The following is a 21,899-nucleotide window of genomic DNA, read 5'->3' on the forward strand; positions in this document are numbered from 1 at the left end:
AAGGAAATGCCTATTAGGTCAATAATGCTGACCTTAAATCAGACGCTCTGGGACTGCACCGGCCTTACTGCGCAATTATGTTTCGCATATAATACCGATTCGGCCCTATCTTGCGGCGAGCCACACTAGCGCGGCCACGCCGACGACGATTCGATACCAGGCGAAAGGCGCGAAGCCATAGCGGGTTACCACCGCAAGGAAGGCCTTGATGACCGCCCACGCGACAACGAACGATACGAAGGCGCCGAGCGCGATCAGCCCGATGTCGTTCTTCGTGATCGCGTCATGATGTTTGGCGAGTTGGAGCACCGTGGCCCCGGTCAGCGTCGGCAGCGCGAGGAAGAAGCTGAACTCGGCGGCGGTCTTGCGATCGATACCGAGCGCCATCGCGCCCATGATCGTCGCGCCCGAGCGGCTGACGCCGGGGATCATCGCGATGCACTGGACCAGCCCGACGATGATCGACTGGCGCGTCGAGAGCGCCGCGACGCCGCCGCTTTCCTTCGGCTTGGCAAAGCGCTCGACGATCAGGATACCGACGCCGCCGATGATCAGCGCCCAGGCGACGACGACGGCATTCTCGAGCAGCGCCTCGATATAGTCGCCGAAGGCGAGCCCGAGCACGACGGCGGGAATGAAGGCCAGAAGCAGGTTGCGCACGAAGGCGAAGGCAAGGGGGTCGCGCCGGAATAGCCCGGTGAAGATGTCGCGGAAGGTCCGCCAGTAAAGCACGACGATCGCCAGGATCGCGCCGGGCTGGATTGCGATGTTGAACACCGCCCATTTGGCCGCGTCATAACCGAGCAGCTCGGTCGCCAGGATCAGGTGGCCCGTCGAAGAAACGGGAAGAAATTCGGTCAGCCCCTCGACGATGCCGAGGATGATCGCGGTCAGCCAGATGCTCATGGGATTCCGTCTTGAAGGTTGCGAATAAACGAAAGGGCGCCCGACCGATGCCGGACGCCCTATATGTCCTCGGCCGAGCCTAACAGCCCGCGCGCTATTTTCCAGCCGCTATTTCCGGCCGCTATCAGGCCGTCTGGGCGAAGCGGCCGTGGCGGCGATATTGCACCAGCCAGCCTTCGGCGACCGCGGCGAGCGAGGTCGGGGTGATGCCAAGCTGGCCGAGGCCCGCGGCGCCGGCCGCGACGACATTGTCGCGCTGGAGCATCAGCCACTGGTCCTTCGTGATCGGTGCGCCGGGCGCCCAGCCGAGGCCGGTCGCAAGCGCATCCGAGACCATGTCGGGCAATTCGACGAACAGCCGCTTGCGGCCCGTCGCCTCCGCGATCCACCGCTGCAGGTCGAGCATCGTCAGAACCTGCGGCCCGCCGAGCTCGAAAATCTTGCCCGCGGCCTCGTCACCGAGCGCGGCGACCACCGCATCGGCGACATCGCCGACATAGACCGGCTGGAACTTCGTCTCCGGCGCGATCACCGGAAGGACAGGGAGGAAGCGGATCATCGTCGCAAAGCGGTTGATGAAATTGTCCTCGCGGCCGAACAGGATCGAGGGACGCAGGATCGCGGCGTCCGGAAACGCCTTGCGCACGGCGGCTTCGCCATCGCCCTTGCTGCGACCGTAGGCCGAAGGGCTGTCGCTGTCGGCGCCGATCGCCGAGATATGGACGAGCGCCTGGGCGCCCGCGGTCTTGGCGGCGGCCGCCACATGGCGCGCGCCATCGGTCTGCACGGCAGCCATATCGTCGAACGCGCCGACGAGATTGATCACCGCATCGCTTTCCTGCACCGCGCGCGCCACGCTTGCGGCGTCGCGGACGTCGGCGGCGACGAACTGCATCTGGCCGAGCCCGCCGAGCGGCTTCAGGAACAGCGCCTTGCGCGGCTCGCGCTCGGCGATGCGGACGCGCGCGCCGCGTGCGAGCAGCCGCTGGACGACATAGCGGCCGAGAAAGCCGCCGCCGCCGAACACGGTGATCAATTGTCCGTCAAGCTTTTGCATGATGTGCGCCTGTGTCCGATTCTCTGGCGGCGCACACGGCGCCGAATGCGCTCCCCATGCCGCGAAGCGTCCGCCGGAGCAAGGGGGCAGGGTGTACGGTACGACGCGAAACCGCGGCTTGGCGAATAAAATTGCGCACCGCGCGCTCGCGCGGTTGACAACCCGGTCACGCCGCCGCTAAGCGCCCGCTCCTACCCCGTGCCCAGATGGCGGAATTGGTAGACGCACCAGCTTCAGGTGCTGGCGATCGCAAGGTCGTGGAGGTTCGAGTCCTCTTCTGGGCACCATTTACCCCTCTCTAGACATCCCAGAACCATCGACAAAACGGCAGAAATCTGCCATTTTCTCCTTGGTCTTGTCTTTTGGTGTCCGAGGATATTTCACTCGATCTCACTCGAAATGGGGCCACCGGAATAGGCGATGGCCCCACGGCCATTTTCTGGTGGCCCCATCGCTGGCTTGAGATGGCGCACCGGCTGAGACCTGCTTGCAGGAGTTGAGTCGATGTCCCTTACCGATGTTGTGATCCGTTCGCTTAAGGCGGAGGACCGCCCCTACAAACGCGCGGACGCTGGAGGCCTCTATCTGGAGGTGCGCCCGACAGGCGCAAAGCTCTGGCGCTTCAAGTATCGGCATCTCGGAAAGGATAACCGCATCGCGCTCGGGGCTTATCCGGAAGTGCGCTTGGCCGAAGCTAGGCAATTGCGCGACGATGCCCGGCGTAAGCTGCGTGAAGGCGTCGACCCGCTTGCCGAGCGCAAGCGTCAGAAGCTGATCGCGCAGTTCAATGCCGGAAACACGTTCGGTGACATCGCCAAGGAGTATATCGACAAGTCGGTCGCCGAGGGGCGAGCCGATGCGACGACGGTGAAGGCGAACTGGCTCCTCGACCAGCTCAAGCCGATCGCGACCATGCCTGTCGCCGACCTCAAGCCCGTCGAGGTTCTGGCTGTGCTCAAGAGGATCGAGGCGCGCGGCAAATATGAAACGGCGCGTCGCGCCCGCTCCTTTGCCAGCAGGGTCTTCCGCTATGCGGTCGCGACTGGAAGAGGAGAGAGCGATCCTACTGCCGTGTTGCGGGGGGCGCTGATCGCCCCGCGGGTGACGCACCACGCTGCGCTCTTGGAACCGGAGGCAGTCGGTGCGTTGCTGCGGTCTATCGACGCATATACCGGAAACGCGATTACGCGGCTCGGGTGTCAGATCGCGCCTCATGTGATGGCTAGGCCTGGAGAGCTGCGTAAAGCCCTGTGGCCAGAGATCGATCTCGACAATGCGGTATGGAATATCCCTGCTGAGCGCATGAAGATGCGCCGACCTCATGCCGTACCATTGTCGCGTCAGGTCGTGAGCTATTTGAGGGAGCTTCACGAGCTTACCGGACCCGAAGGGTTCGTCTTCCCTGCCTTTCACACGTTTCGCCGGCCAATGAGCGAGAACACAATCAATCAGGCGTTCCGCCGCATGGGATACTCCACCGGAGAGGTGACGGCTCACGGCCTGCGAACCACCGCCTCTTCGCTTTTGAACGAAAGCGGCAAATGGCATCCCGATGCGATTGAGCGTTCACTGGCGCATGCGGACGCCAATGCAGTTCGTGGGACTTATAACCGTGGGCGCTATTGGGATGAACGGGTAGCGATGCATCAGTGGTGGAGCGATTATCTCGACGCCTTACGCGCGTCTGATGAAGCCCAAATCTCGGCCCTAACCGCAAAATGAAGTGCCTCCGCTTGCAAAATCCGAAGTTTGTTCTTATGAATGGAAATGTAGAATTTCATTCTGGAGAATGTCATGGCGACGCGGCTGGCCTCGCAGGCGGATCAGGGACGAGTTCTCTCGGAAGCGGTCGCGCGTGTGGCTACGTGCTGGAAACTTACGAACGAGCAGTTGGGCTCGGTGGTCGGTATTTCCGCTGCGACGGCCTCGCGGCTTCGTTCCGGCAGTTATCAACTTCAGCGAGCCGAGAAGGCGTTCGAACTGGGGCAGTATCTCGTTCGGCTTTTTCGCAGCCTCGATGCGCTCATGGGAAGCGACGATGCGGCGTCGACATCTTGGCTGAAGTCGGACAACTTGGATCTTGGCGGCAGACCCATCGATCTGATCCGCACGATCCGCGGCCTGAACGACGTGGCCGACTATGTCGATGACTACCGCGCCCGCGTTTGAGCGAACGCCGAAGCCGGAGCATTTTCGCGCCTACAGTGGAAAGCTGTGGCGGATTGTCGAGGCGCAACATCGGATTTCCACCAACCGTCTGGCGGCGGGCACCGACGATCAAGCGTTGCTCGAGCAGCTTGTGGAAGAAGTGAAACCGAACTTGCCGGTAGCGGCGCGACATCTCCACTATCTGCTCGCGACGCCGTTTCGCTACGGGCATAAGAGTAGCTCGAGATTTCGCCGCGCCGGCGAAAAGCCCGGCATCTTCTATGCCGCAGAGGCGATTGGCGCTGCGATTGCCGAGACAGCCTATTGGCGGCTGCGTTTCTACTCCCGGTCGCCTGGATTTCAGCCGCCGAGCACGACCGTGGAACACTCGGCAATCAGTGTCTCGGTCGCGATGGATCGTCTGCTCGACCTGTGTGCAGAACCATTTGTTGCGGGCGCGTCGCTGTGGATGTCGCAGGACGACTATTCCGCTTGCCAGCGATTTGCGTCCGAAGCGCGAGAGATTGACGCGCAGGCTATTCGCTACGCGTCCGTTAGAGATCCTCAGCATCGCGCGAACGTGGCCCTGCTGGACCCATCGGTCTTTCGTGACCCAGCGCCTAGCAACGCTCAAACTTGGCATATTCGCTACGAGCAAGGCGAGTTGATCGCTCTTCGCGCTTTTCCGTCGGAGGAGCGGTTTAGGTTTCGGCCTTCAGACTTCGGCCTCTGACTAAGCTCTTTGCCAAGGGAGTTGGGTCAGACGATCAGCGATTGCGGCGCAGCTATTTTGTCTTGATGTAAACCCGAAGCTGGTCGCGCCTAATGTCGAAGGCGCCAGATTTTTCGATCAGCGAGACGAGCTTGGCGCACCCGTAGCTGCGTGGATCGAAATCGGGCATCTCTGCCAGAAGTCGGCTTCCAACCGCGCTTAGCGGGTACCAGCCATCCAGATCGTCGAGCTGGCCCAGCGCTGCTTGGATGAGCGGGATCGCCTCCGTCGGCTTCAGTTTGGCCGTTTCAGGTTCAGGCTCGGGGCCGCCGCCAATTGCCGTTATGCCTTCAGCTTCGTCGAGCGTAAGGTTCTCGGTGTAGATGAAGCGCTTGCACGCCTGACGGAAACTTTGCGGCGTTTTCTGTTCTCCGAAGCCATACACGGCGACGCCTTGTTCTCGTATTCGGGCGGCAAGGCGCGTGAAGTCGCTATCCGACGAGACGAGGCAAAAGGCATCGAACCGTCCCGAATGCAGAAGATCCATAGCATCGATCACGAGCGCGATGTCGGACGCGTTCTTCCCGATCGTATTGGCGAAATTCTGGTGCGGCATGATGGCATGTGTGGCCAGAACCTCCGCCCAACCCTTGAGCCGCGTGCTGGAAAAATCGCCATAAATGCGCCGAACGCTCGCTTCGCCTATCGTGGCAATCTCTTTGAAAAGGCCTGCGGCTATCCGCGGCGACGCGTTATCGGCATCAATGAGAACTGCGAGCTTGGCAGGATGTTCGAGCGTCGTTGACATGGAACGATCATGCCAGACGGCAATAAAGAAACATTGAAAGCCGCCTACTCGATGATGTCGGCCTTGGCGCAATTCTTCTCAAAGTCGAGCAGGGCGCGCCGCCACCGCTCGCGATTGGCGCCCGGAACGATACTGAAGAATAGAAGATTGGGAGCAACGCGCCCGCGAATAACCGGGAAGTCCGCCTGACTTCCTACCAGTGAGACGAGCTTGCTTCGAATATCGACCGCTCGCTGTATCGGATCGCATTGGCGAGCGAACTGGATTGCAACGACAGACTTGCCCGCAGCCACATAGTCCGCGGCTTCGCTGAAGAGCGAATATTTGGGCCGGGTTCGCGCGGTCATTGAGGTCACCTCGAAGCCGTTATCCGGATCGAGGAAAATCAGGTCGGCCGGCTGCAATTCGGCGATCGCGTTCTGGTGCCAGCTTCCACGGTCATCCGCCGGAACGTGGGCCGCAAAGTAGCAAGTGTCGGGCGGCAGAATATCCCACACGGCCACGTTTGAAAGCCTGCGGTCAGCGACCGTATCGAACTTGCCGATCTTTTCGAAGAGCTCGGCGTCTGCATCACGCCAAACCCCGCCTTTGAGATGATGACGCTTCTCGCCATCATTGTTGCCCGGGCGGTCAACCTGATCGGGCGTCGTAAGGTACCAGTTCATCCCGATCCGAAGCTCGAGAGATTTGCTCAGATGCCGGAGCAGCGCGTACTTCAAGAAGTCGTGAGAATCTCCGAGGTATCGCTCCTGCATAATTTCTTTCTGCCAGCTGGTCTTCTCAGGGTGCCGGATTCAGGCCCTACCGCGTCAAGCGATAGGGCCATTTAGACATTAGCGTCGAGGACATTCCGGAAGCGCGAGGAGATTGTCGTTCCACTTTCCGTCGGCATAAGTACGAAGATATTTGCCGTTCGGGCCATTCACGACACCGATGTTGCCGCGATTGTTTCCGACAAGGGTGTAGAAGGTGTTGGTCTTCGCCTCGATGGAATCGATGACCTGCTGGCGCGTCCAGTGCCAGGTCGCTCCGCCGAGGTGGGTGATCCCTTCATAAGGATCGTTGCGCGGCTGCTTATTGATGCAGGTCACTTGCACGTCTGCCATGAGCTTATCCTTTCCAAATCTGCTTAGGGGGCGTTGGGCCTCAGGCGGCCCGTTTGTGAAATATCGGCGCCTGCACGCGCTCGGCGGTCTCGAAGAAGAGCACTTCGTCCTGCGAAAGACGCAGAAGCTGTTTCGCACCGAGCGCGAAATATTCGCCGGCGCGGACCAGCCAGAGCTGGCGGTCGGTCGGAAGATTGGCCTTTGCGAGAAGCGAAGCCGTGTCGATCACCTCAGCGTCGATTGCCAGCAACTGCCCGTCAACGTCGACGATGTGGCGAAGTCCGATATCCCAGTAGGCCATGAGCGAATCTCCTTTCGTTCGATGAAAGCAGATTCGCACCTCAGCATGTCAGAAGCTGTCACCCCCATGCTCGCGAAGCAAACAAAGTGCATTTACGAGCATCATTTCCTCGACAGTTCGGCAGGGCGTTTCGAGGAGGAGGGGGCTCGCGAAGACGACCGCCGACGTCTGCGCGCGCGAGACGGCGACATTGATCCTGTTCAGCGAGAAGAGGAAGTCGATGTCGCGCGGCAGTTCTTCGCCGCTTGATGTCGTCATGGAGACGAGGCACACGGGCGCTTCCTGCCCCTGGAAGCGGTCGACCGTGCCGATACGGACAGCCGCAGGCAGCGCGGCGCGCAGCGCGTTCACTTGGGCATTATAGGGCGCGACGACCAGAATATCGGTGTGACTGATGACGCGCTCGCTGCCATCGCGCGCGCGATAAGTTGCGCCGGTTACAGCCTCGATCTGCGCCTTTATGGCGTCTATCTCTTCGGGGCTGACCTGCGAGCGCCCGAAATGCTCGATCGCGCGAACGCCCGCGCCGACGAGCGATCGCCCCTCCTTAGCAAGCAGAGACTGACTGCCTGCAGCATCGTCCGAGTGGAGTTTGCCCTCATAGACGGCGACCGAGATATAGTCGCAGACCGCGGGATGCATTCGGCGGCTGACCGGCATGAAGATGCCGCGATCGGCGGGGATGACCCGGTGTCCGTCGATCAGATATTCGAGGCAGGAATCGCCGCTCCGTCCGGGGTGCGTACCTTGAAGCGGCTGCGGCAGCTGCATCGGATCGCCGACGAGGACGAGATTGCGGGCCGCGCGCGACATGGCGATGATATTGGCAAGCGAGACCTGTCCCGCTTCGTCAACGAAGAGATAGTCATAGGCCGGCGCGTCATATCGGGCGAAATGCCATGCTGTAGCGCCGACGACATCGGCGGCCCCGATTTCAGGCGCGTCATTCTCGCTCACAAGGACGATGGCGGGATGGGCATTCTCATCGTCATCGTCGGCAGCCTTCTGAACGACACTACATCTGACTCCGTCGGTCGCGCTCCGGTCCGCGACCGCTTCAAGGAGATTGGTAATCGCCTTGTGGCTGTTCGACGAAACCGCAACGCGCTTGCCCGCACGGACGAGGTCGATGATCGATAGCGCGCTGACATAGGTCTTGCCGGTGCCGGGCGGTCCCTGGATCGCCAGGGTCGTTTGCTCCATGGCGGCAATTGCGGCGCTGGTCTGCGCCGGAAGATCGCCTTCGGCGTCGATAACGCCCTCCGGCCGCGCTCCGTCGCGAAACGTCGGCGCCGCGCGCATAAGCAATTGCTCTATCGCTTTGGCCGAGCCGGGATTGTCGATGATGGAATCGGTCACGGCTGCGACGGCGGCGCGCAGCGTCGCATTGCCGATCGGCTTGGCCGGAATGAGATCGAGCTGATCGGGCAGCTCGCCCTTCGACGTCGAGCGGCGCAGCACGAGCAGGTTCGCGTCGTGGTCGATCTCGCGCAGATCGACATCCTCGGGCATCGCGGCGGGTTTGACGCAAGGCTTGCGGCCCGCCCTCAATTTGGTCTCCTGCGGCGGGAAGCGATAGGTTCGCTCGAACGACCTTGCCGTTACTTTGACGGGATCACCGACCGCCTCGAGGCCCTGGACGCATTCAAGATCATCGACGAGCTCCTCGCTCTCCTGCGCGAGCCGATCGAAGATCGCCCACCACGCGGGCTTGTCTTCGCGCTTGTGGAAGAAGTTGAGGTCGAGCAGCAGATCGGCGATGTCTTCGCCGAGCCGATCACGAACCGGAAGAAGCCGCGTGCGCAGCGCCGCCATCTCTTCATCCTCGGCCTCGACATTCGCGAGCGGACCCGCGTCGGAAACCTCGCCGAGTTTCGGCCAGGGCAAGCCTGCGGGGCGAACGTCACGGATTAGCCAGTCTCGCAGCAGCTGCGTCGAGATGCAGTCGGTGCGGTTATAGTCGTAGATCTTGTCGAGCAGCTCGGCGTCCTGCGTTTCCCGCCAGCGCTCGTAGAAGACCACGCTCGCGCCCGCGGTTGCGACATCCGCCTCGCGCTTCTCCATATAAAAGGCTTCGAGATCCTTGATCGAATAGCCTTTCTCGGAAGCGATCAGCGATCCCGACACCACGCGGAACAGGTCAACGAACCGCCGTTCACGCTGGAGCTGGTCCATGGCGGCCTCGCCGACGCGATGTTCCGCGGTCAGACGGCGCAGCGCCGCAATCTCGTAATTTGCATAATGATAGATATGCGCCTTCGGGTGGCGCTGGAGATGCGCCGTGAAGAATTGCAGCAGCTCCGCCACCGCCTTGCCCTCGGCGGCACGATCATGCGCCCAAAAGGCGCGGAAGCTCCATTCGCCGGCCTCGCGAAACCAGATGCCGTGGAGATATTCGAGGCCGCCCTCATAGTAAGGATCGCCCTCGATGTCGTAGAAGAGGTCGCCGTCGTCGGCTTCGGGCAGCAATCCGAAACCCTTTCCGGGCTCATAGTCGCGAAGCGCAAATATCGGCGGACCGCCGGCGCGGCGCGCGGCCTGGAGCCGCGCCTGCGTCTGAAGCCGCTGCTGCGTCTCGGGAGCGAGCTTCGGGATGCGCTGGTCATGGACCGCGAGAGCGCCTAGCGTTTCGATGCCTGCCGCCTCGACCTTCCCACGCTGCGACCTCGTCATGCCGGCGACCAGGGCCAGGCTGTCGGCCTTGTCCCATTCGTCGCGGCAATGCTCCTTCCAGCGACAGAGGCCGCAGCTTGAAACAGGTTCGGGCCGCGTTTCTGGCCGGTCCGTTAGAAAGGTTTCGAACACCGTCCGTGCATGGCGTGCGTAGGATGCCACGTCGGCGAGCCGCACGGTGAAACGTGAGCCGTCGCCGAGCTGGAGATGCGCGGATTCCGGCCGAACACCCTGAAGGTCGGCAACCAGATCGGAGTAGAGCGAAAGCTGGAGAATATGTTTGGGGTCGGGTTTGCGCTTCAGCTTCGTATCGACAACTTCATAGGACCAGCTTCCGAGATCGGAGGGGCGTTCCGCCCGTTCGAGAAAGTCGGAGTAGCCGCCCCATGCGCCGCCTAGCAGCGCGCCCTGAAAGATGATGTCCGGACCGGCCGCCATCGCCTCGTGTGTGAGCCGGACCGACTCTTCCAGCGTGATCCCGTCCTTGGGAATTTCGACGACATTTTTGCCCTGCGCCTTGAGCGCGTCGAGGAAGGCAAGTTCATGGGCGTCGCCCTGCTTCTGAAGAAGTTCGGCTTCGTCGCCATCCTCGCACGGAGCGATATCGCGGGCCTCGATCAGCCGCAGATCGAGCGTCGTCGCGTGCCTGCACCCCTTGAACCGCATCAGGTCCGAGGCCGAAAGCCTGAGAGCGTCGTCGATCATCCGCATACACAATCCCCTTTATTCCGCTATGGCAGGTCGGGACGACAAAAGCTGTCATGGAGAATCGGATGTCGTTTGCAAAGGCCCAGGACCTTCTCAAGCTGGCGATGATGGCGACGCGTCGTAGCGGCGTGTCACTCGAAGAGATTGTCGAGGAGTTCGGCTGTGTCCACCGATCGGCGCAGCGCATGACAGTCGCGCTTGAGGCGGCTTTTCCGCAGGCCGAGCCCGAAGATGGTGATGATCGCAAACGGCGATGGCGCATCCCCGCGCGCGCGATTGCACCCTTGTTGTTGCCGTCGGCCGAGGAACTTGCCGCGATGACGACGGCTATACGTCAGCTCGACGCGGCCGGCATGGCCGCCGAGGCTGCAACGGTCCGCCAGATGGAACGGAAGGTGAGGGCGCTCATTCCCGCTCATGCGGGCACAAGATTGGCTGTCGATGAGGAAGCCCTGCTCGAAGCACTGGGGCATGCCGCGCGTCCGGGGCCGCGACCGGCCGGGACGAGCGAGGTCGACAGCGCGATATCGGAGAGCCTGAAGGGGCCTTTTTTGCTCCGCATCTCATATCGGCGCCGGACGCAGGACAAGCCGACGGAGCGTGTGGTGGCACCGCACGGCCTCCTACTCGGTGTACGCCGCTATCTTGTTGCGCGCGACACGGCCAAGCCGGCAACGGCACCGCTGCGCCATTACAGGGTCGAGGAAATCTACTCGGCTGAGGTACTCGACACGAGCTTCGAGATCGATCCCGGCTTCAATATCCGCGAACATTCCGAAAAGGGCTTTGGCTCGTTCGAGAATGCTGCCGAACATGGCGACGTCATTTGGCGCTTCTCGCCAGACGCGGCACCCCATGCCCGGCGGTTCGTGTTCCACCCTACGCAGAGTGTCGAGGAAGAGGCCGATGGGTCGTTGCTCGTGCGCTTTAAGGCCTCGGGACATCTCGAAATGTGCTGGCACCTCTATTCATGGGGGAAGTCGGTCGAGGTGCTGCAGCCCGCTCGGCTTCGCGAGATGGTGCATGGACACCAGCGCGAGTTTGAGGCCTTGCCGTAAGGGGCGCGAGCCAATTTGACCTCAGGCTCAGCGGGTGACAGTTTTTGTCGTCCCAATCTCCTATTTTGGATGCTCGGCAACCATTGGGAGGACCGCATGGGACTGACAAAGCATGCGAGGCAGCGCATCCAGCAGCGTGGAATTTCTACTGAAGCGGTGGATGCGATCCTTACTTATGGCGCGCGTCGCCGGCACCGCGGTGCGGACATTTATTATCTCGACAAGAAATCGCGGCGGCGGCTCGCTGGCGCATTTGGGCGTGAGCGATACTCGAAGCTCGAGCGCGCGCTCGACAGCTATGTCGTCGTCAGCGACGACGGGGCGATCCTCACGGCGGCGCATCGTCTGCACCGGTTGAAGTTCTGACGCTCGATGTTTGATCGGCTTGACGCACGCCAGCTTAGCTGGGATTCGGAGATTGCTGGGGGAGGCATGTTCGTGAGCGGGGAATTGCAGGATTATCTGGCTGATTTCGCAAGGGCAGCCGAGGCCGGTGGCCTGCCCGCCAAGGCGCCTGGAGCCAATTGGGTTTCTTTCACGCCGATCATCCGGGGGTCGCATGTAAGCCTCAGCGTCGCTCGCCATCAGATCCAGGTCAATCTAAACAATGAGAATGACTTCGATCGGAAGCAGTTCGACCGGCTCTACGCGTCGCGACAAGAGATCGAGGCCGAAGCGGGCGAGGGCTTGATTTGGGAGAAGAAAGACGGGCGCAAGAAGACGGCGATCCGGGTCACGTTAGAGAGCGGATATGAAGATGATGATTGGGCGGGCCAACATGCGTGGGCTCTCGAAATGGTGAGCAGATTTCATCGCATCTTTGGGCGCCGCCTAGCCTGATGCGGAGCGACGATTTCAAGGCGTGGTTGGTAGCTCAGGGGCAGGCTTCGGCCAGTATCTCGACGCGCCTGTCCGACGCGCGCCGCGTCGAATCGCTTTACGGCGACCTCGACCAAGCATTTGAAGGCGATCGGTTCGAGGCGATCCTCGCTGACCTTGCTTATTCGAAGCCCGACGAAGCGAATGGCCGCCCCAATCCAAGCAGGATCGAAATCGACGGAAACGTCTACAACAGCCTGGCTTCATACCGAGCGGCCGTCACGGCTTATCTGAAATTTTGCGGTGGCGACGCCCTAGGCGATCCCACACAGGCCGACCGGATCAGGCGCTTTGCTTTCGATACGATGATCAAACCGGCGAGAGACGCGGATGAAGCCGAGGTCGAGATTGTTTCCGGTGACATTCACAAGGCGATGAGCTTGCAAAACGCCATGCCGGCCGTGTGCTCGGCAATCGGGAGTTCCAAATTCAACGATTTCGCAGGCGTGAGACTCCTCGAGCGGCAGGGGCCGGCAAATAGTTCGACCGTGCGCTTCCGATTTGCGCTCAACTCTTCGTCAGCGCGGAGCTGGGCTGAAGCCGAACTCCAACGTCGCTTCGGTGCGCCAACGCTCGATACCGAAAAAATGGCGGGGTTCGACCTGTCCGATGGGCGACAAATTGCCCTGCAACGCGACACCAAGACCGTTCAAATCTGGGTGGAAGATGGTGGCTCGCCATCGCCCATCCCCGCGGCGCAAGTGCGGCACTATCTGGCGGAGCAGCCGCGGCACTCGAACCTTCCGGCCCGTCTGTCGCACGCGGCTCGCGGCGGCCAATCGCCCCGCCGGGTATCGCTTGTTCAAACGCCCGACGTGAAAATCTTGGGGGATGTGCTCGACTGGTATGAGGCTCAGTCGGCCGGCGGGATCGACCGTGCCGCGCTTGCCCATCTTCGGCGTCTCTTCGAGGCGCGTTACCCCGACTTTGTCGACTTTGAACAGAGCGGAGGCGGATACGCTGTTGAGGAGCGTCACTACAAGGATCAGCTGATCAGCCTCGTCCGCGCGGCAACTGTCAAGCCGGAATCGGTCGAGAAATTGGGTGGGCGGCTGCTCGATATCCTGGTGGGTCGCGGCGGAGCGGAGAGCAATCTCCTTGGCTACCGGACAAATATTCGCATCGCAGAAATCCGTTCGGCTTTCCCGGACAAGCTGGAGTTCGCGATCGGCCAGCTTGCACGCGCGGAGGATATCTCGGCGGCGATCTCGCACTGCGTTGAACAGATCTGGCCCATTCTTTCCGAAGGGCAGACGAGCAAACCCTACAGCGAAAGCCGGAATATTCCGACGATGGTCGCGGCGCTGCTTCGGCCGACGGAAGCTTATGGTATCAATACCGAACCGCTTCAGAACAGCGCGAAGGCGTTAGTGGGCCATAAATTGTTCGGCTGGAATGCGATGACGGCCGACGAATATGGCGAGGCCGTCTCGATGGCCCGTTTGATCGAAGAAATCATGCGGGATGAGTGGAACTGGAAGCCTCGGGATCTTTGGGACGTTCAAGGGTTCATCTGGGCCGTCAATCGCGCCGATCAGCCGACACTTTCACACGAAGAGGGCGGTGCGTCCGCCTCTCACGAGGACAATGCCATGCCGACCAACCTCATCCTTTATGGCCCACCGGGGACTGGCAAGACGTTCGCGACGGCTCGCGAGGCCGTTCGGCTTTGCGATGGCGAGGCGCCGGAGTCCGAGATCGACGTCCGCGCTCGCTATGCCGAACTGGCAGGCGCGGGGCAAATCCGTTTCGTCACCTTCCACCAATCCTATTCCTACGAAGATTTTGTCGAGGGGCTGCGCCCTACGACAGGAGGCGACGGCCAGGAAACGGCGACCGGTGGTTTCAGTCTGGAGCCGACCCCAGGCATCTTTCGGGAAATAGCAACTGTCGCGGAGCAGGCGATGCGCAGTTCCGAGGGCAGCGAACCCTTCGACATGTCGGGGCGCCGCGTGTTCAAGATGTCGCTCGGACGGGCTGGTAGCGAGGACTATATTTTCGACTCCGCCATCGAGGGCAACTACATCGTCCTCGGGTGGGGAGGAGACATCGATTGGTCGCCTTATGCGGGCTACGAAGCGATCCACGCGAAATGGAATGAGTTGCATCCTGGGACCAACGGGAATGACGCTAATATCGTCCAGACCACACGCTTCCGCGCTGATATGCGCGAGGGCGATCTTGTAGTGGTTTCTTACGGGAACAACCGGTTCCGCGCTATCGCCGAGGTCATGGGGCCTTACGAATATAATCCCACAGGAGAGCAGGATTACAATCACCGTCGCGCTGTCCGCTGGCTGTTCGTCGCGGACGAACCTTTGCCGATCAGCTTCTATAGCCGGCCCTTCATGCAATGGTCCTGTTACCTTCTGAATGAGGAGCATCTCAACAAGGAGGCGCTGGCTCTGTTTCTTCCGGGCAGCGGCCGCAGCGCGCTTGAGCCAGCGCAGTTTGTGCTGATTTGCGACGAGATCAACCGCGCCAACATCTCCAAGGTCTTCGGCGAGCTAATCACGCTGATAGAACCCGACAAGCGTCTTGGCGCGCCCTATGAATTGCGAGTCACGCTCCCTTATTCCAAGCATAGCTTCGGCGTGCCATCGAACCTCCACATAATCGGAACGATGAACACGGCCGATCGGTCAATCGCGCTTCTCGATACCGCGCTTCGTCGGCGCTTTATTTTCCGCGAAATCATGCCCGAGCCGGAACTTCTGAGCGACGTCGAAGACCTTGATCTGGCACTTCTGTTGCGGCGGCTGAATGATCGGATCGAGTATCTGTTCGATCGCGAGCACCAGATCGGGCACGCTTTCCTGATCGGGTGCCGGACGCGCTCGGAAGTGGACGATGTTTTCCGTTTCCGTATCATCCCGCTCCTCGCCGAATATTTCCATGAAGACTGGGCCAAGATAGCTGCGGTTCTAGGTGATCCGGCCGGCGAGCGCTTCCTCGTTCGCGAACTATTGACGGCGCCGCCGGGCATCGAAGCAGAATATGGTGGCGAACGGCATCGCTGGCGCGTCCGGGACAGATTTGAGGCTGACGCCTACGCTGGGCTGCAATGATCCACCGAACGGTCAGCGAGTGGAACTACCTGACGATCGACCCGCCGGGTGACGGCGCTTTCACGCGCGACCTTGCCGACCGATTGATTGCGGTTGCGGGAGCGACCGATGTAGGCGGCGCAGATGGCGGGCGCATTTTTACCGATCATCACCGTCGGCTTCGCGCGCAGCAGGTGGTCGGAGTGATTGCCGCCCAGGGATGTTCTGTCGAAATCCTGCCGAAGATCGAGGGGCTCGGAACCGCGGAGGACGAGGCCGGCCGAACCAATATCCGAGGACGCCTGATTCATATGCTCGCGGCGGCATATGATCTCGATCTATCGGTGGGCGAGGCTGTTCAGCTCGGATCGCAAAAGCACACGATTCTCGAAGTTCTGATCGGGCTGTTTTGCCGTCGCCTCAATGATGCTCTCCGGGAAGGTATGCCGCGCCGCTATGTGGAGCAAGAGGATGATCTCGCCGTGCTTCGAGGTCGTCTTGATGTGCAGCGTCAGTTTACGACGCTCACCTTCTCACCCCAGAAGATGGCATGCCGGTTCGAGGAATTGACGCCCGACATCCCACTTAATCAGGTCTTCAAAGCGGCAATAGGGCGCCTTGCACAAGTATCGCGAGCACCCGAGAATCAGCGGCGTCTTCGAGAACTCGACTTGATCTATTCCGACATCTCGCTGGTGCCGATCGGAGCGCTTCGTTGGGACGCCATCACGCTCGATCGAACCAATCACAGGTGGCGGGGGTTGCTCGACCTTGCGCGACTGCTGTTGCAAGGCGATTACCAGACGACGTCCCATGGCCGCGCTCCGGGATTCTCGCTTCTCTTCCCGATGAATGATCTCTTTGAGATTTACATCGCGCGAATGCTCGAAAAGGCTTTGAAGGGGACAGGTCTATCGGTGCGTGCGCAGGACCGACGGCATTATTGCCTTGTCGATCAAGCGGGATCACGCCGCTTTCAGGTTCGACCCGACATCGTCGTTTATCGAGGCTCCGAGCCGGTCATGGTCATCGACACGAAGTGGAAGCGCATTTCGGACCGGATCGAAGACCCCAAGCAAGGTGTGGGACAGGCCGACGTTTATCAGATGATGGCCTATTCCCGGCTGTACGGCTGCCCTCGGGTGATGCTCCTCTACCCGCATCACGCGGGGTTGAACTCGCATGGCGAGACGGGGCGATACAACATTGCTGGATGCGATCACGAGCTCGTAACGGCGACGGTCGATCTCTCCGGTCCATCCCTTGTTCAACAGCTGCTCGGCCTGTGCGCCGAAGTTTCACCAGAGTTTGCCTGAGAAAAGTTGGGTGCGTGCCGGCAGCACTCGACGCGATTGCATCCAGCTAAGTCATTGAATTATGGGGTCGATGGTGCCGCTTACAGGACTCGAACCTGTGACCCCATCATTACGAATGATGTGCTCTACCAACTGAGCTAAAGCGGCAACGAGGGGCGCCTCTACCAGCGTGCCGATGGTAAGACAAGCATCCTCGCGCAGAATCTGTTTTCGACCATATTGACCGCTTTGGCCGGGCTCGCGTGGCTGCATTGGCTCGGTCGCACGGCATTTCCCTTTTGAAAATGGGCTTCTGGCATCGGGCGCCGCTCCGCACCCCATTTCAGGAGCTTATCGAACGTGCCCACAATATTGGCAGAACGACCATACCTCACATCCGTCAGCGGCGAAGCGGAGACCGTCCTTCGGCCCAAATTGAAGCGTGGACCCAAGCCGAAGCCGATTGTCGAATTCCCCGAGCCGTCGGCCGAGGACTGGATCGATCCACCGACGTTTCCGGAAGCACTCGCGCTGCACATGAGGCGGCACGGCGACAGCTGCAATCATCTCCATCGCGCCATCATCCGTCCCGGCGACAAAACCGACCGCAAGACGATCCAAACCTGGGCTGTCGGTGCAAAATCGCCAGGGACCGTAGAAAGCCTCGCCGTCCTGGAACGAATCGAGCGGCGCTATCGTCTGCCGGCGGGCTATTTCCACGAAAAGCTGGACCGGAGCGGCCGGGCCGCTGCGCGGCCTGCTATTGCGAAACTTACGATCGCCGAGCGTCGCCGGCTTGCCTGGCACCTTCCGAGCGATTTCTCGAAACGCCCCAAACGCGAGCGCGAGGAGATATTGGCTTGGGTGCGCTCGGTGATCATCGAGGGCGCCACAGATTATCGGCGCTTCCAGCGCGAAGCGACGCAGCAGCGATTCTCGCTTCGTTTTCCGGGAATTCCTGGTGACGGGCGTGTTCGAGGGGGAGGCGGCTCCGGCAAGGATGATCCGGACCAGGGAACGGAATTGGCGTGCCGGGATGCACCTTTGCATCTCCAGCAAGAGGTCGGCCGCCTCATCGCGTTCAAAACCTCGACCCTGCCTCCTTCCGGGCTTCTACGCCAAGGCATGTGGGGCGAGGAGACGGCGTCGCAGAAGCTGGAGCACCTCGGGTTATTGTTCGGCGCGCTGCGGTCGCCGCGCGACAGCGAGATCAAGGGGCTCGGCGTTCCTATCGATCGGTTGTGCCTCGCGATGCTGCTCTTTCCGTCTCTTTGGGACTGGTATCTCCACTGGCGCGAAGATCGCCGCGGATTTTACACGAGCTGGGAAATCAACATGCTCGACTTCGCGCTCTCGCTTGCACGAGACAAGACGGGCTGGATGCGGCAGCACCCTGACCTCGCAGATGCGTTGCACCCCGTCGAAGATTTGATTTCGGCTGCGGATGTAGGCGGCGCGCGGCGCGACTGGGATGCGGTCTGTGACACCTTCACCATTTATGCGCTGAACCGGAAGAAGGATGTCCAGCGCGTCGCAAAGGTTCATCGCGATCCCTTCGAGCCCATACTGCCCATCCTCGAAGCGGAGAGCCCCGTCGGCGAATATCGCAAGATCACCGAGGAAATACTGAACCGGATGCCGAGCGCACATCGCTATCCGAAAGCCGCGGCCGAGGCCGTGCGCGCCTTTCTGATGTTGCGTTTTGGACTGCACCTTGGACTTCGACAGAAGAATCTGCGCCAGCTTCGCTTTTGCGTCCGGGGCGGGCACCACAGCAGCGAGAAGCAGCTCGAAAGGCTGAAGTGCGGAGAGCTGCGATGGAATGATCTGTCGGGCGGATGGGAGGTCTTCATTCCAGCCGTTGCCTTCAAGAATGCGTCCTCATCCTTTTTCAGCCGAAAGCCTTATCGCCTAATGCTGCCCGATCTCGGACGGCTCTATGAGTTTATCAATCTCTATCTGGAGCGCGATCGGCAAATCCTGCTCGGGGGCGCCGAGGATCCGAAGACCTTCTTCGTGAAGTCGGCGAAGCTGACCACGAAAAATGCCGCTTATAGTCAGGTCGGTTTTTACGATGCTTGGCGCCTGACGATCCAACGCTATGGAATCTACAATCCGTATACCGGCCAAGGTGCGATCAAGGGCCTGCTCCCGCACGGTCCGCATAATGTTCGTGATGTTTTGGCGACCCATGTCCTCAAGAAGACTGGCTCATACGAGCAGGCGGGCTATGCCATTCAGGATAGCCCGGAAATCGTCGCGAAACATTACGGTCGATTTTTCCCGCACGACAAATCGGCATTGGCGGCAGTGGTGCTCAATGAAGCTTGGGAGAGTTGAGCCGACGGCAGATTGAGCGCGGCCTCAAATGAGCGCGCACTGGCGGCGGCGAGCTACCGCCAGAGGTCGCCCGCTTTTACGGTGGGCCGCGCAGCGCTCTCGGCTCGCTGGTCTTGGCGGGGCGGCGGCTAAGCACAGCTGCGCGCGCACGCCGCCCCGCCTGCGGCTTCGCCAAGGGCGCGTCTGTTATCCGATATTGACGCCGCGCTGACCGCACGGCGGCGTTGTTGGTGGCCGGCCATGGACAGCGTGTCGTTCGGCGCACGGCTATGGGACCGCTCGGCCGTCGCGCAAGCCGGGCGATGCCCGGCTCTTCCACTTCGTTGCGGCCCTTCGGGTGCGCGACGTCCTTTGGCGCGGTCCCGTCGCCTTTTCTCGCCGCCCGCCCCGCCGTCCGGGGCCGGGTGTGGTTGAAGAGAAGGAAGAAAATCATGAAGCTGGATTTCATCGATCTGGGCAACCTGTCCATCGCAGCCGCCAATATGCGCGGGAAGGGGAAAGATCCCGACGTCGCAGACCTTATGCCGAGCATCCGCGCGCGGGGCGTGCTCGTTCCGCTACTTGTCCGTCCGAACTGCTCGGAAGGCCATTACGAGATTGTCGCGGGGCGTCGGCGTTTTACCGCCGTGGGGGCCGTCGCGCGCGAGGGTGGGGCGGTTAGGCCCATTCCTTGCGCCATTCTCGACGAGGGCGATGATGCCGATGCGCTCGAAGCCTCGATGCTCGAAAATCTCGCGCGGGTGCAGCCCGACGAGGTCAGCCAGTGGGAAGCGTTTGTCGCGCTCGTCAAGGCGGGGCGCAGTGTCGAGGAGGTCGCGGACAGCTTCGGGTTCGAGCCGCGTGCGGTGAAGCGCATCCTTGCGCTCGGCAATTTGCTCCCCCGCATCCGCACCCTCTATCGCGGCGGTGAGATCGATGCGGGCACCGTCCGCCACCTGACCCTCGCATCGAAAAGCCAGCAGAAGGCATGGCTGGCGCTGTTCGACGACGAAGGCGCGTACTGCCCGACCGGCCACCAGCTAAAGGCATGGCTGTTCGGCGGCACCGCCATCGCCCTGAAACATGCGCTGTTCGATGCCGAGGAGGCGAAGCTCGCCATCGTGTCCGATCTGTTCGGCGAGGACAGCTTCTTTGCCGACGCCGACGCCTTCTGGTCGGCGCAGATGGCAGCCATCGAGGCGCGCAAGGCCGAGTATCTCGAAGCAGGGTGGTCCGATGTCGTCATCATGGCGCGCGGCGACTGGTTCCGGTCGTGGGATTATGCCCATGCGGGCAAGCGCAAGGGCGGCCGCATCTATGTCGAGGTTCGCGAGAGCGGCGAGATCAGCTTCCACGAAGGGTTCGTCACCACCAAGGAAGCGAAGCGGCTTTCGGGCGGCGGCGGGAGCGGCGAGGGGGATACCGTCCTTGCCAAGCCGGTGCGTCCCGAGGTGTCAGGTCCGCTCAATGCCTATATCGATCTTCATCGCCATGTGGCGGTGCGCGCCGATCTAGCAGGCAATGGCGGCGTTGCGCTACGGGCGATGCTCGCGCACGTCATCGCGGGGGCCGACCTGTGGCGCGTCGATGTCGAGGGCCAGCGGGCGCCGAAGGAAGATATCGCCGAGAGCGTGGAGACATCTTCGGCTGAAACGGCGTTCGACCTCAAACGCCGTGCTGTGCTGGCGGTGCTCGGGTTCGACGAGGAAGCACCGACCGTCACGGGAAGGCCGCTGAACCGGCCCCCTTTTGCCCCGCTGTTCGCCCGCCTTCTCGAACTTCCCGATCCGGTGGTGCTGGAGGTTGTGGCGATTGTCATGGGCGAGACGCTGCAGGCGGGAAGCGAGGCGGTGGAGATGATCGGCCTCCATCTCGGCACCGACATGCGTCAGCATTGGTCGCCGGACGCGGCCTTCTTCGACCAGCTTCGCGACCGCGAAGTCCTGCTCGCCATCGTCGGCGAGGTTGCGGGACCGGAAGTTGCCGCAGCGAACGCCGGTGAGAAGGGCAAGGCCTTGAAGGCCATAGTCTCCGATTGCCTTGAAGGCGCGAACGGTCGGGCCAAGGCCGAGGCATGGGTGCCGCAATGGATGGCATTCCCGCCAGCGAGCTACACTACGCGCGGTGGGGTTGGCAGCGTGAACTCGGCTGCGAGCGTCCGGCACGAGCTTGCGGCGAGCGCCGAGGTTGCGGAGGCCCAAGAGGGCGATGGCGAGGAGCATCCGCCTCTCGCAGCCTGAGAACATGGGGCGGGCGGCTTCGGTCGCCCGCCCATTTTTCGCGCGGGGAAATTGACGCGCCGGTCTAGACGACCGGCGCGGAGTTTTAATTTTGCGCGCGCCGCTGCCGCACGCGGCGTCGGCGCGCGGGTCCAAAAAAGGAAAGGCGGCGTGAGGAATCCTCGCGCCGCCCTTCAACGATGTATGCATCGCAAAACATCGCCCCCCACCACCGAGCCGTCGCGTGGGTCGCAGTAGCGACCGCTCAGCGGAAGATTTCGTACTCTCCCTATTAACGGGGGCGTTTTCGCAGAATTGTAGAAACCCGACAGGAATTCCGGCAAACGACTGCAATTCATCGCAATATTCGGGTCCGGTTGTCCCGTTGCGGGATTCACGCGCATTGGCATTGAATAGTCGGGAAGGGCTTGAACCGCGTCGCGGGGACAGGACGGAGCGGCGCGGAGAACAGTGGCTCCGCTTGCATCCCCGAACTTTTAGATAGCCTCCAAGGCGCGGCTGCCTTCGTCTCTATGATCCTAGCCGCGGAGCCATCCCGGCGAAGGGCGATTTGACCTGGACCGGCGCGGCGCCCCGCAAAAGTGCGGCGGCGCGATTATTTCCCCGCCGGCTGCGCCGGCTCCTCGCGGCCGCTTCGCTTCA

17 protein-coding genes and 2 tRNA genes are annotated in these 21,899 nt (G+C 61.5%); 11 read left to right on the top strand and 8 right to left on the bottom strand.

Features of this window, described 5'->3' with window-relative positions; genetic code table 11:
* Positions 1 to 105 precede the first annotated feature (105 nt).
* Both QOL68_RS10345 and QOL68_RS10350 read right to left on the bottom strand, forming a co-directional pair.
* Positions 106 to 906: an undecaprenyl-diphosphate phosphatase gene (locus QOL68_RS10345; protein ID WP_282948337.1), complete on the bottom strand. Its 801-nt coding sequence runs from the start codon at positions 904 to 906 to the stop codon at positions 106 to 108.
* A 124-nt stretch (positions 907 to 1,030) separates the two neighbouring features.
* Positions 1,031 to 1,963, bottom strand: coding sequence for a complex I NDUFA9 subunit family protein (locus QOL68_RS10350; RefSeq protein WP_282948335.1), 933 nt, complete (start codon positions 1,961 to 1,963; stop codon positions 1,031 to 1,033).
* A 200-nt stretch (positions 1,964 to 2,163) separates the two neighbouring features.
* On the opposite strand from QOL68_RS10350, the gene QOL68_RS10355 reads away from it, so the two are divergent.
* The 4 genes from QOL68_RS10355 to QOL68_RS10370 all read left to right on the top strand — a co-directional run bounded on the left by QOL68_RS10355 (position 2,164) and on the right by QOL68_RS10370 (position 4,844).
* A tRNA-Leu gene (locus QOL68_RS10355) sits at positions 2,164 to 2,250 on the top strand.
* A 217-nt stretch (positions 2,251 to 2,467) separates the two neighbouring features.
* A complete protein-coding gene (locus tag QOL68_RS10360; protein WP_282948333.1) occupies positions 2,468 to 3,685 on the top strand; it encodes a tyrosine-type recombinase/integrase in 1,218 nt (405 codons plus the stop codon).
* Between the two features lie 72 nt (positions 3,686 to 3,757).
* Positions 3,758 to 4,132 (top strand): antitoxin Xre/MbcA/ParS toxin-binding domain-containing protein, encoded by a 375-nt coding sequence (locus QOL68_RS10365; RefSeq protein WP_282948331.1) that lies wholly within the window; start codon positions 3,758 to 3,760, stop codon positions 4,130 to 4,132.
* Positions 4,104 to 4,844, top strand: a complete 741-nt coding sequence (locus QOL68_RS10370; protein ID WP_283404295.1) for an RES family NAD+ phosphorylase — start codon at positions 4,104 to 4,106, stop codon at positions 4,842 to 4,844. The genes QOL68_RS10365 and QOL68_RS10370 overlap by 29 nt, the downstream gene beginning before the upstream one ends.
* A 52-nt stretch (positions 4,845 to 4,896) precedes the next feature.
* On the opposite strand, the gene QOL68_RS10375 is transcribed toward QOL68_RS10370, so the two are convergent.
* From QOL68_RS10375 to QOL68_RS10395, 5 genes are all read right to left on the bottom strand, one after another.
* On the bottom strand, positions 4,897 to 5,631 hold the full coding sequence (locus QOL68_RS10375) for an NYN domain-containing protein (RefSeq protein ID WP_282948327.1): 735 nt from the start codon (positions 5,629 to 5,631) through the stop codon (positions 4,897 to 4,899).
* A gap of 44 nt (positions 5,632 to 5,675) precedes the next feature.
* Positions 5,676 to 6,350 (bottom strand): hypothetical protein, encoded by a 675-nt coding sequence (locus QOL68_RS10380; protein ID WP_282948325.1) that lies wholly within the window; start codon positions 6,348 to 6,350, stop codon positions 5,676 to 5,678.
* Between the two features lie 114 nt (positions 6,351 to 6,464).
* The gene (locus QOL68_RS10385; protein ID WP_054725021.1) at positions 6,465 to 6,737 is read right to left on the bottom strand and encodes a DUF3892 domain-containing protein; all 273 of its coding nucleotides are present in this window, start codon (positions 6,735 to 6,737) and stop codon (positions 6,465 to 6,467) included.
* A 40-nt stretch (positions 6,738 to 6,777) separates the two neighbouring features.
* Positions 6,778 to 7,038, bottom strand: a complete 261-nt coding sequence (locus QOL68_RS10390; RefSeq protein WP_054725023.1) for a hypothetical protein — start codon at positions 7,036 to 7,038, stop codon at positions 6,778 to 6,780.
* Positions 7,039 to 7,086: 48 nt separating this feature from the next.
* The gene (locus QOL68_RS10395) at positions 7,087 to 10,422 is read right to left on the bottom strand and encodes a TM0106 family RecB-like putative nuclease (protein WP_283404296.1); all 3,336 of its coding nucleotides are present in this window, start codon (positions 10,420 to 10,422) and stop codon (positions 7,087 to 7,089) included.
* Positions 10,423 to 10,484: 62 nt separating this feature from the next.
* Here QOL68_RS10395 and QOL68_RS10400 point away from each other — a divergent pair, with 62 nt between their 5' ends.
* The 5 genes from QOL68_RS10400 to QOL68_RS10420 all read left to right on the top strand — a co-directional run bounded on the left by QOL68_RS10400 (position 10,485) and on the right by QOL68_RS10420 (position 16,719).
* The gene (locus QOL68_RS10400) at positions 10,485 to 11,477 is read left to right on the top strand and encodes a helix-turn-helix transcriptional regulator (RefSeq protein WP_282948315.1); all 993 of its coding nucleotides are present in this window, start codon (positions 10,485 to 10,487) and stop codon (positions 11,475 to 11,477) included.
* Positions 11,478 to 11,573: 96 nt separating this feature from the next.
* Complete coding sequence (locus tag QOL68_RS10405) at positions 11,574 to 11,843, top strand: DUF4258 domain-containing protein (protein ID WP_282948313.1); 270 nt, start codon at positions 11,574 to 11,576, stop codon at positions 11,841 to 11,843.
* A gap of 72 nt (positions 11,844 to 11,915) precedes the next feature.
* Positions 11,916 to 12,317, top strand: coding sequence for a DUF4268 domain-containing protein (locus tag QOL68_RS10410; protein WP_282948311.1), 402 nt, complete (start codon positions 11,916 to 11,918; stop codon positions 12,315 to 12,317).
* A complete protein-coding gene (locus tag QOL68_RS10415; RefSeq protein ID WP_282948309.1) occupies positions 12,317 to 15,424 on the top strand; it encodes a DUF8426 domain-containing protein in 3,108 nt (1,035 codons plus the stop codon). Before QOL68_RS10410 ends, QOL68_RS10415 begins: the two co-directional genes overlap by 1 nt.
* Complete coding sequence (locus QOL68_RS10420) at positions 15,421 to 16,719, top strand: McrC family protein (RefSeq protein ID WP_282948307.1); 1,299 nt, start codon at positions 15,421 to 15,423, stop codon at positions 16,717 to 16,719. Before QOL68_RS10415 ends, QOL68_RS10420 begins: the two co-directional genes overlap by 4 nt.
* A 71-nt stretch (positions 16,720 to 16,790) precedes the next feature.
* On the opposite strand, the gene QOL68_RS10425 is transcribed toward QOL68_RS10420, so the two are convergent.
* A tRNA-Thr gene (locus QOL68_RS10425) sits at positions 16,791 to 16,866 on the bottom strand.
* Between the two features lie 192 nt (positions 16,867 to 17,058).
* Between QOL68_RS10425 and QOL68_RS10430 the strand changes: the two genes are divergently transcribed.
* Positions 17,059 to 19,038, top strand: a complete 1,980-nt coding sequence (locus QOL68_RS10430) for a hypothetical protein (RefSeq protein WP_282948306.1) — start codon at positions 17,059 to 17,061, stop codon at positions 19,036 to 19,038.
* Between the two features lie 431 nt (positions 19,039 to 19,469).
* Positions 19,470 to 21,257 carry a ParB/RepB/Spo0J family partition protein gene (locus tag QOL68_RS10435; RefSeq protein ID WP_282948304.1) on the top strand — a complete coding sequence of 596 codons (1,788 nt, stop codon included), beginning with the start codon at positions 19,470 to 19,472 and terminating at the stop codon, positions 21,255 to 21,257.
* The last annotated feature ends 642 nt before the right edge of the window (positions 21,258 to 21,899 follow it).

It is taken from the genome of Sphingopyxis sp. Geo25 (assembly GCF_949769135.1).
In the GTDB taxonomy this organism is placed as follows: domain Bacteria; phylum Pseudomonadota; class Alphaproteobacteria; order Sphingomonadales; family Sphingomonadaceae; genus Sphingopyxis.

Bases quoted from the DNA above. Each gene is read 5' to 3' on its own strand.
- QOL68_RS10345 (WP_282948337.1), bottom strand. From the start codon at position 906: ATGAGCATCTGGCTGACCGCGATCATCCTCGGCATCGTCGAGGGGCTG.
- QOL68_RS10350 (WP_282948335.1), bottom strand. From the start codon at position 1,963: ATGCAAAAGCTTGACGGACAATTGATCACCGTGTTCGGCGGCGGCGGC.
- QOL68_RS10360 (WP_282948333.1), top strand. From the start codon at position 2,468: ATGTCCCTTACCGATGTTGTGATCCGTTCGCTTAAGGCGGAGGACCGC.
- QOL68_RS10365 (WP_282948331.1), top strand. From the start codon at position 3,758: ATGGCGACGCGGCTGGCCTCGCAGGCGGATCAGGGACGAGTTCTCTCG.
- QOL68_RS10370 (WP_283404295.1), top strand. From the start codon at position 4,104: ATGTCGATGACTACCGCGCCCGCGTTTGAGCGAACGCCGAAGCCGGAG.
- QOL68_RS10375 (WP_282948327.1), bottom strand. From the start codon at position 5,631: ATGTCAACGACGCTCGAACATCCTGCCAAGCTCGCAGTTCTCATTGAT.
- QOL68_RS10385 (WP_054725021.1), bottom strand. From the start codon at position 6,737: ATGGCAGACGTGCAAGTGACCTGCATCAATAAGCAGCCGCGCAACGAT.
- QOL68_RS10390 (WP_054725023.1), bottom strand. From the start codon at position 7,038: ATGGCCTACTGGGATATCGGACTTCGCCACATCGTCGACGTTGACGGG.
- QOL68_RS10395 (WP_283404296.1), bottom strand. From the start codon at position 10,422: ATGCGGATGATCGACGACGCTCTCAGGCTTTCGGCCTCGGACCTGATG.
- QOL68_RS10400 (WP_282948315.1), top strand. From the start codon at position 10,485: ATGTCGTTTGCAAAGGCCCAGGACCTTCTCAAGCTGGCGATGATGGCG.
- QOL68_RS10405 (WP_282948313.1), top strand. From the start codon at position 11,574: ATGGGACTGACAAAGCATGCGAGGCAGCGCATCCAGCAGCGTGGAATT.
- QOL68_RS10415 (WP_282948309.1), top strand. From the start codon at position 12,317: ATGCGGAGCGACGATTTCAAGGCGTGGTTGGTAGCTCAGGGGCAGGCT.
- QOL68_RS10420 (WP_282948307.1), top strand. From the start codon at position 15,421: ATGATCCACCGAACGGTCAGCGAGTGGAACTACCTGACGATCGACCCG.
- QOL68_RS10435 (WP_282948304.1), top strand. From the start codon at position 19,470: ATGAAGCTGGATTTCATCGATCTGGGCAACCTGTCCATCGCAGCCGCC.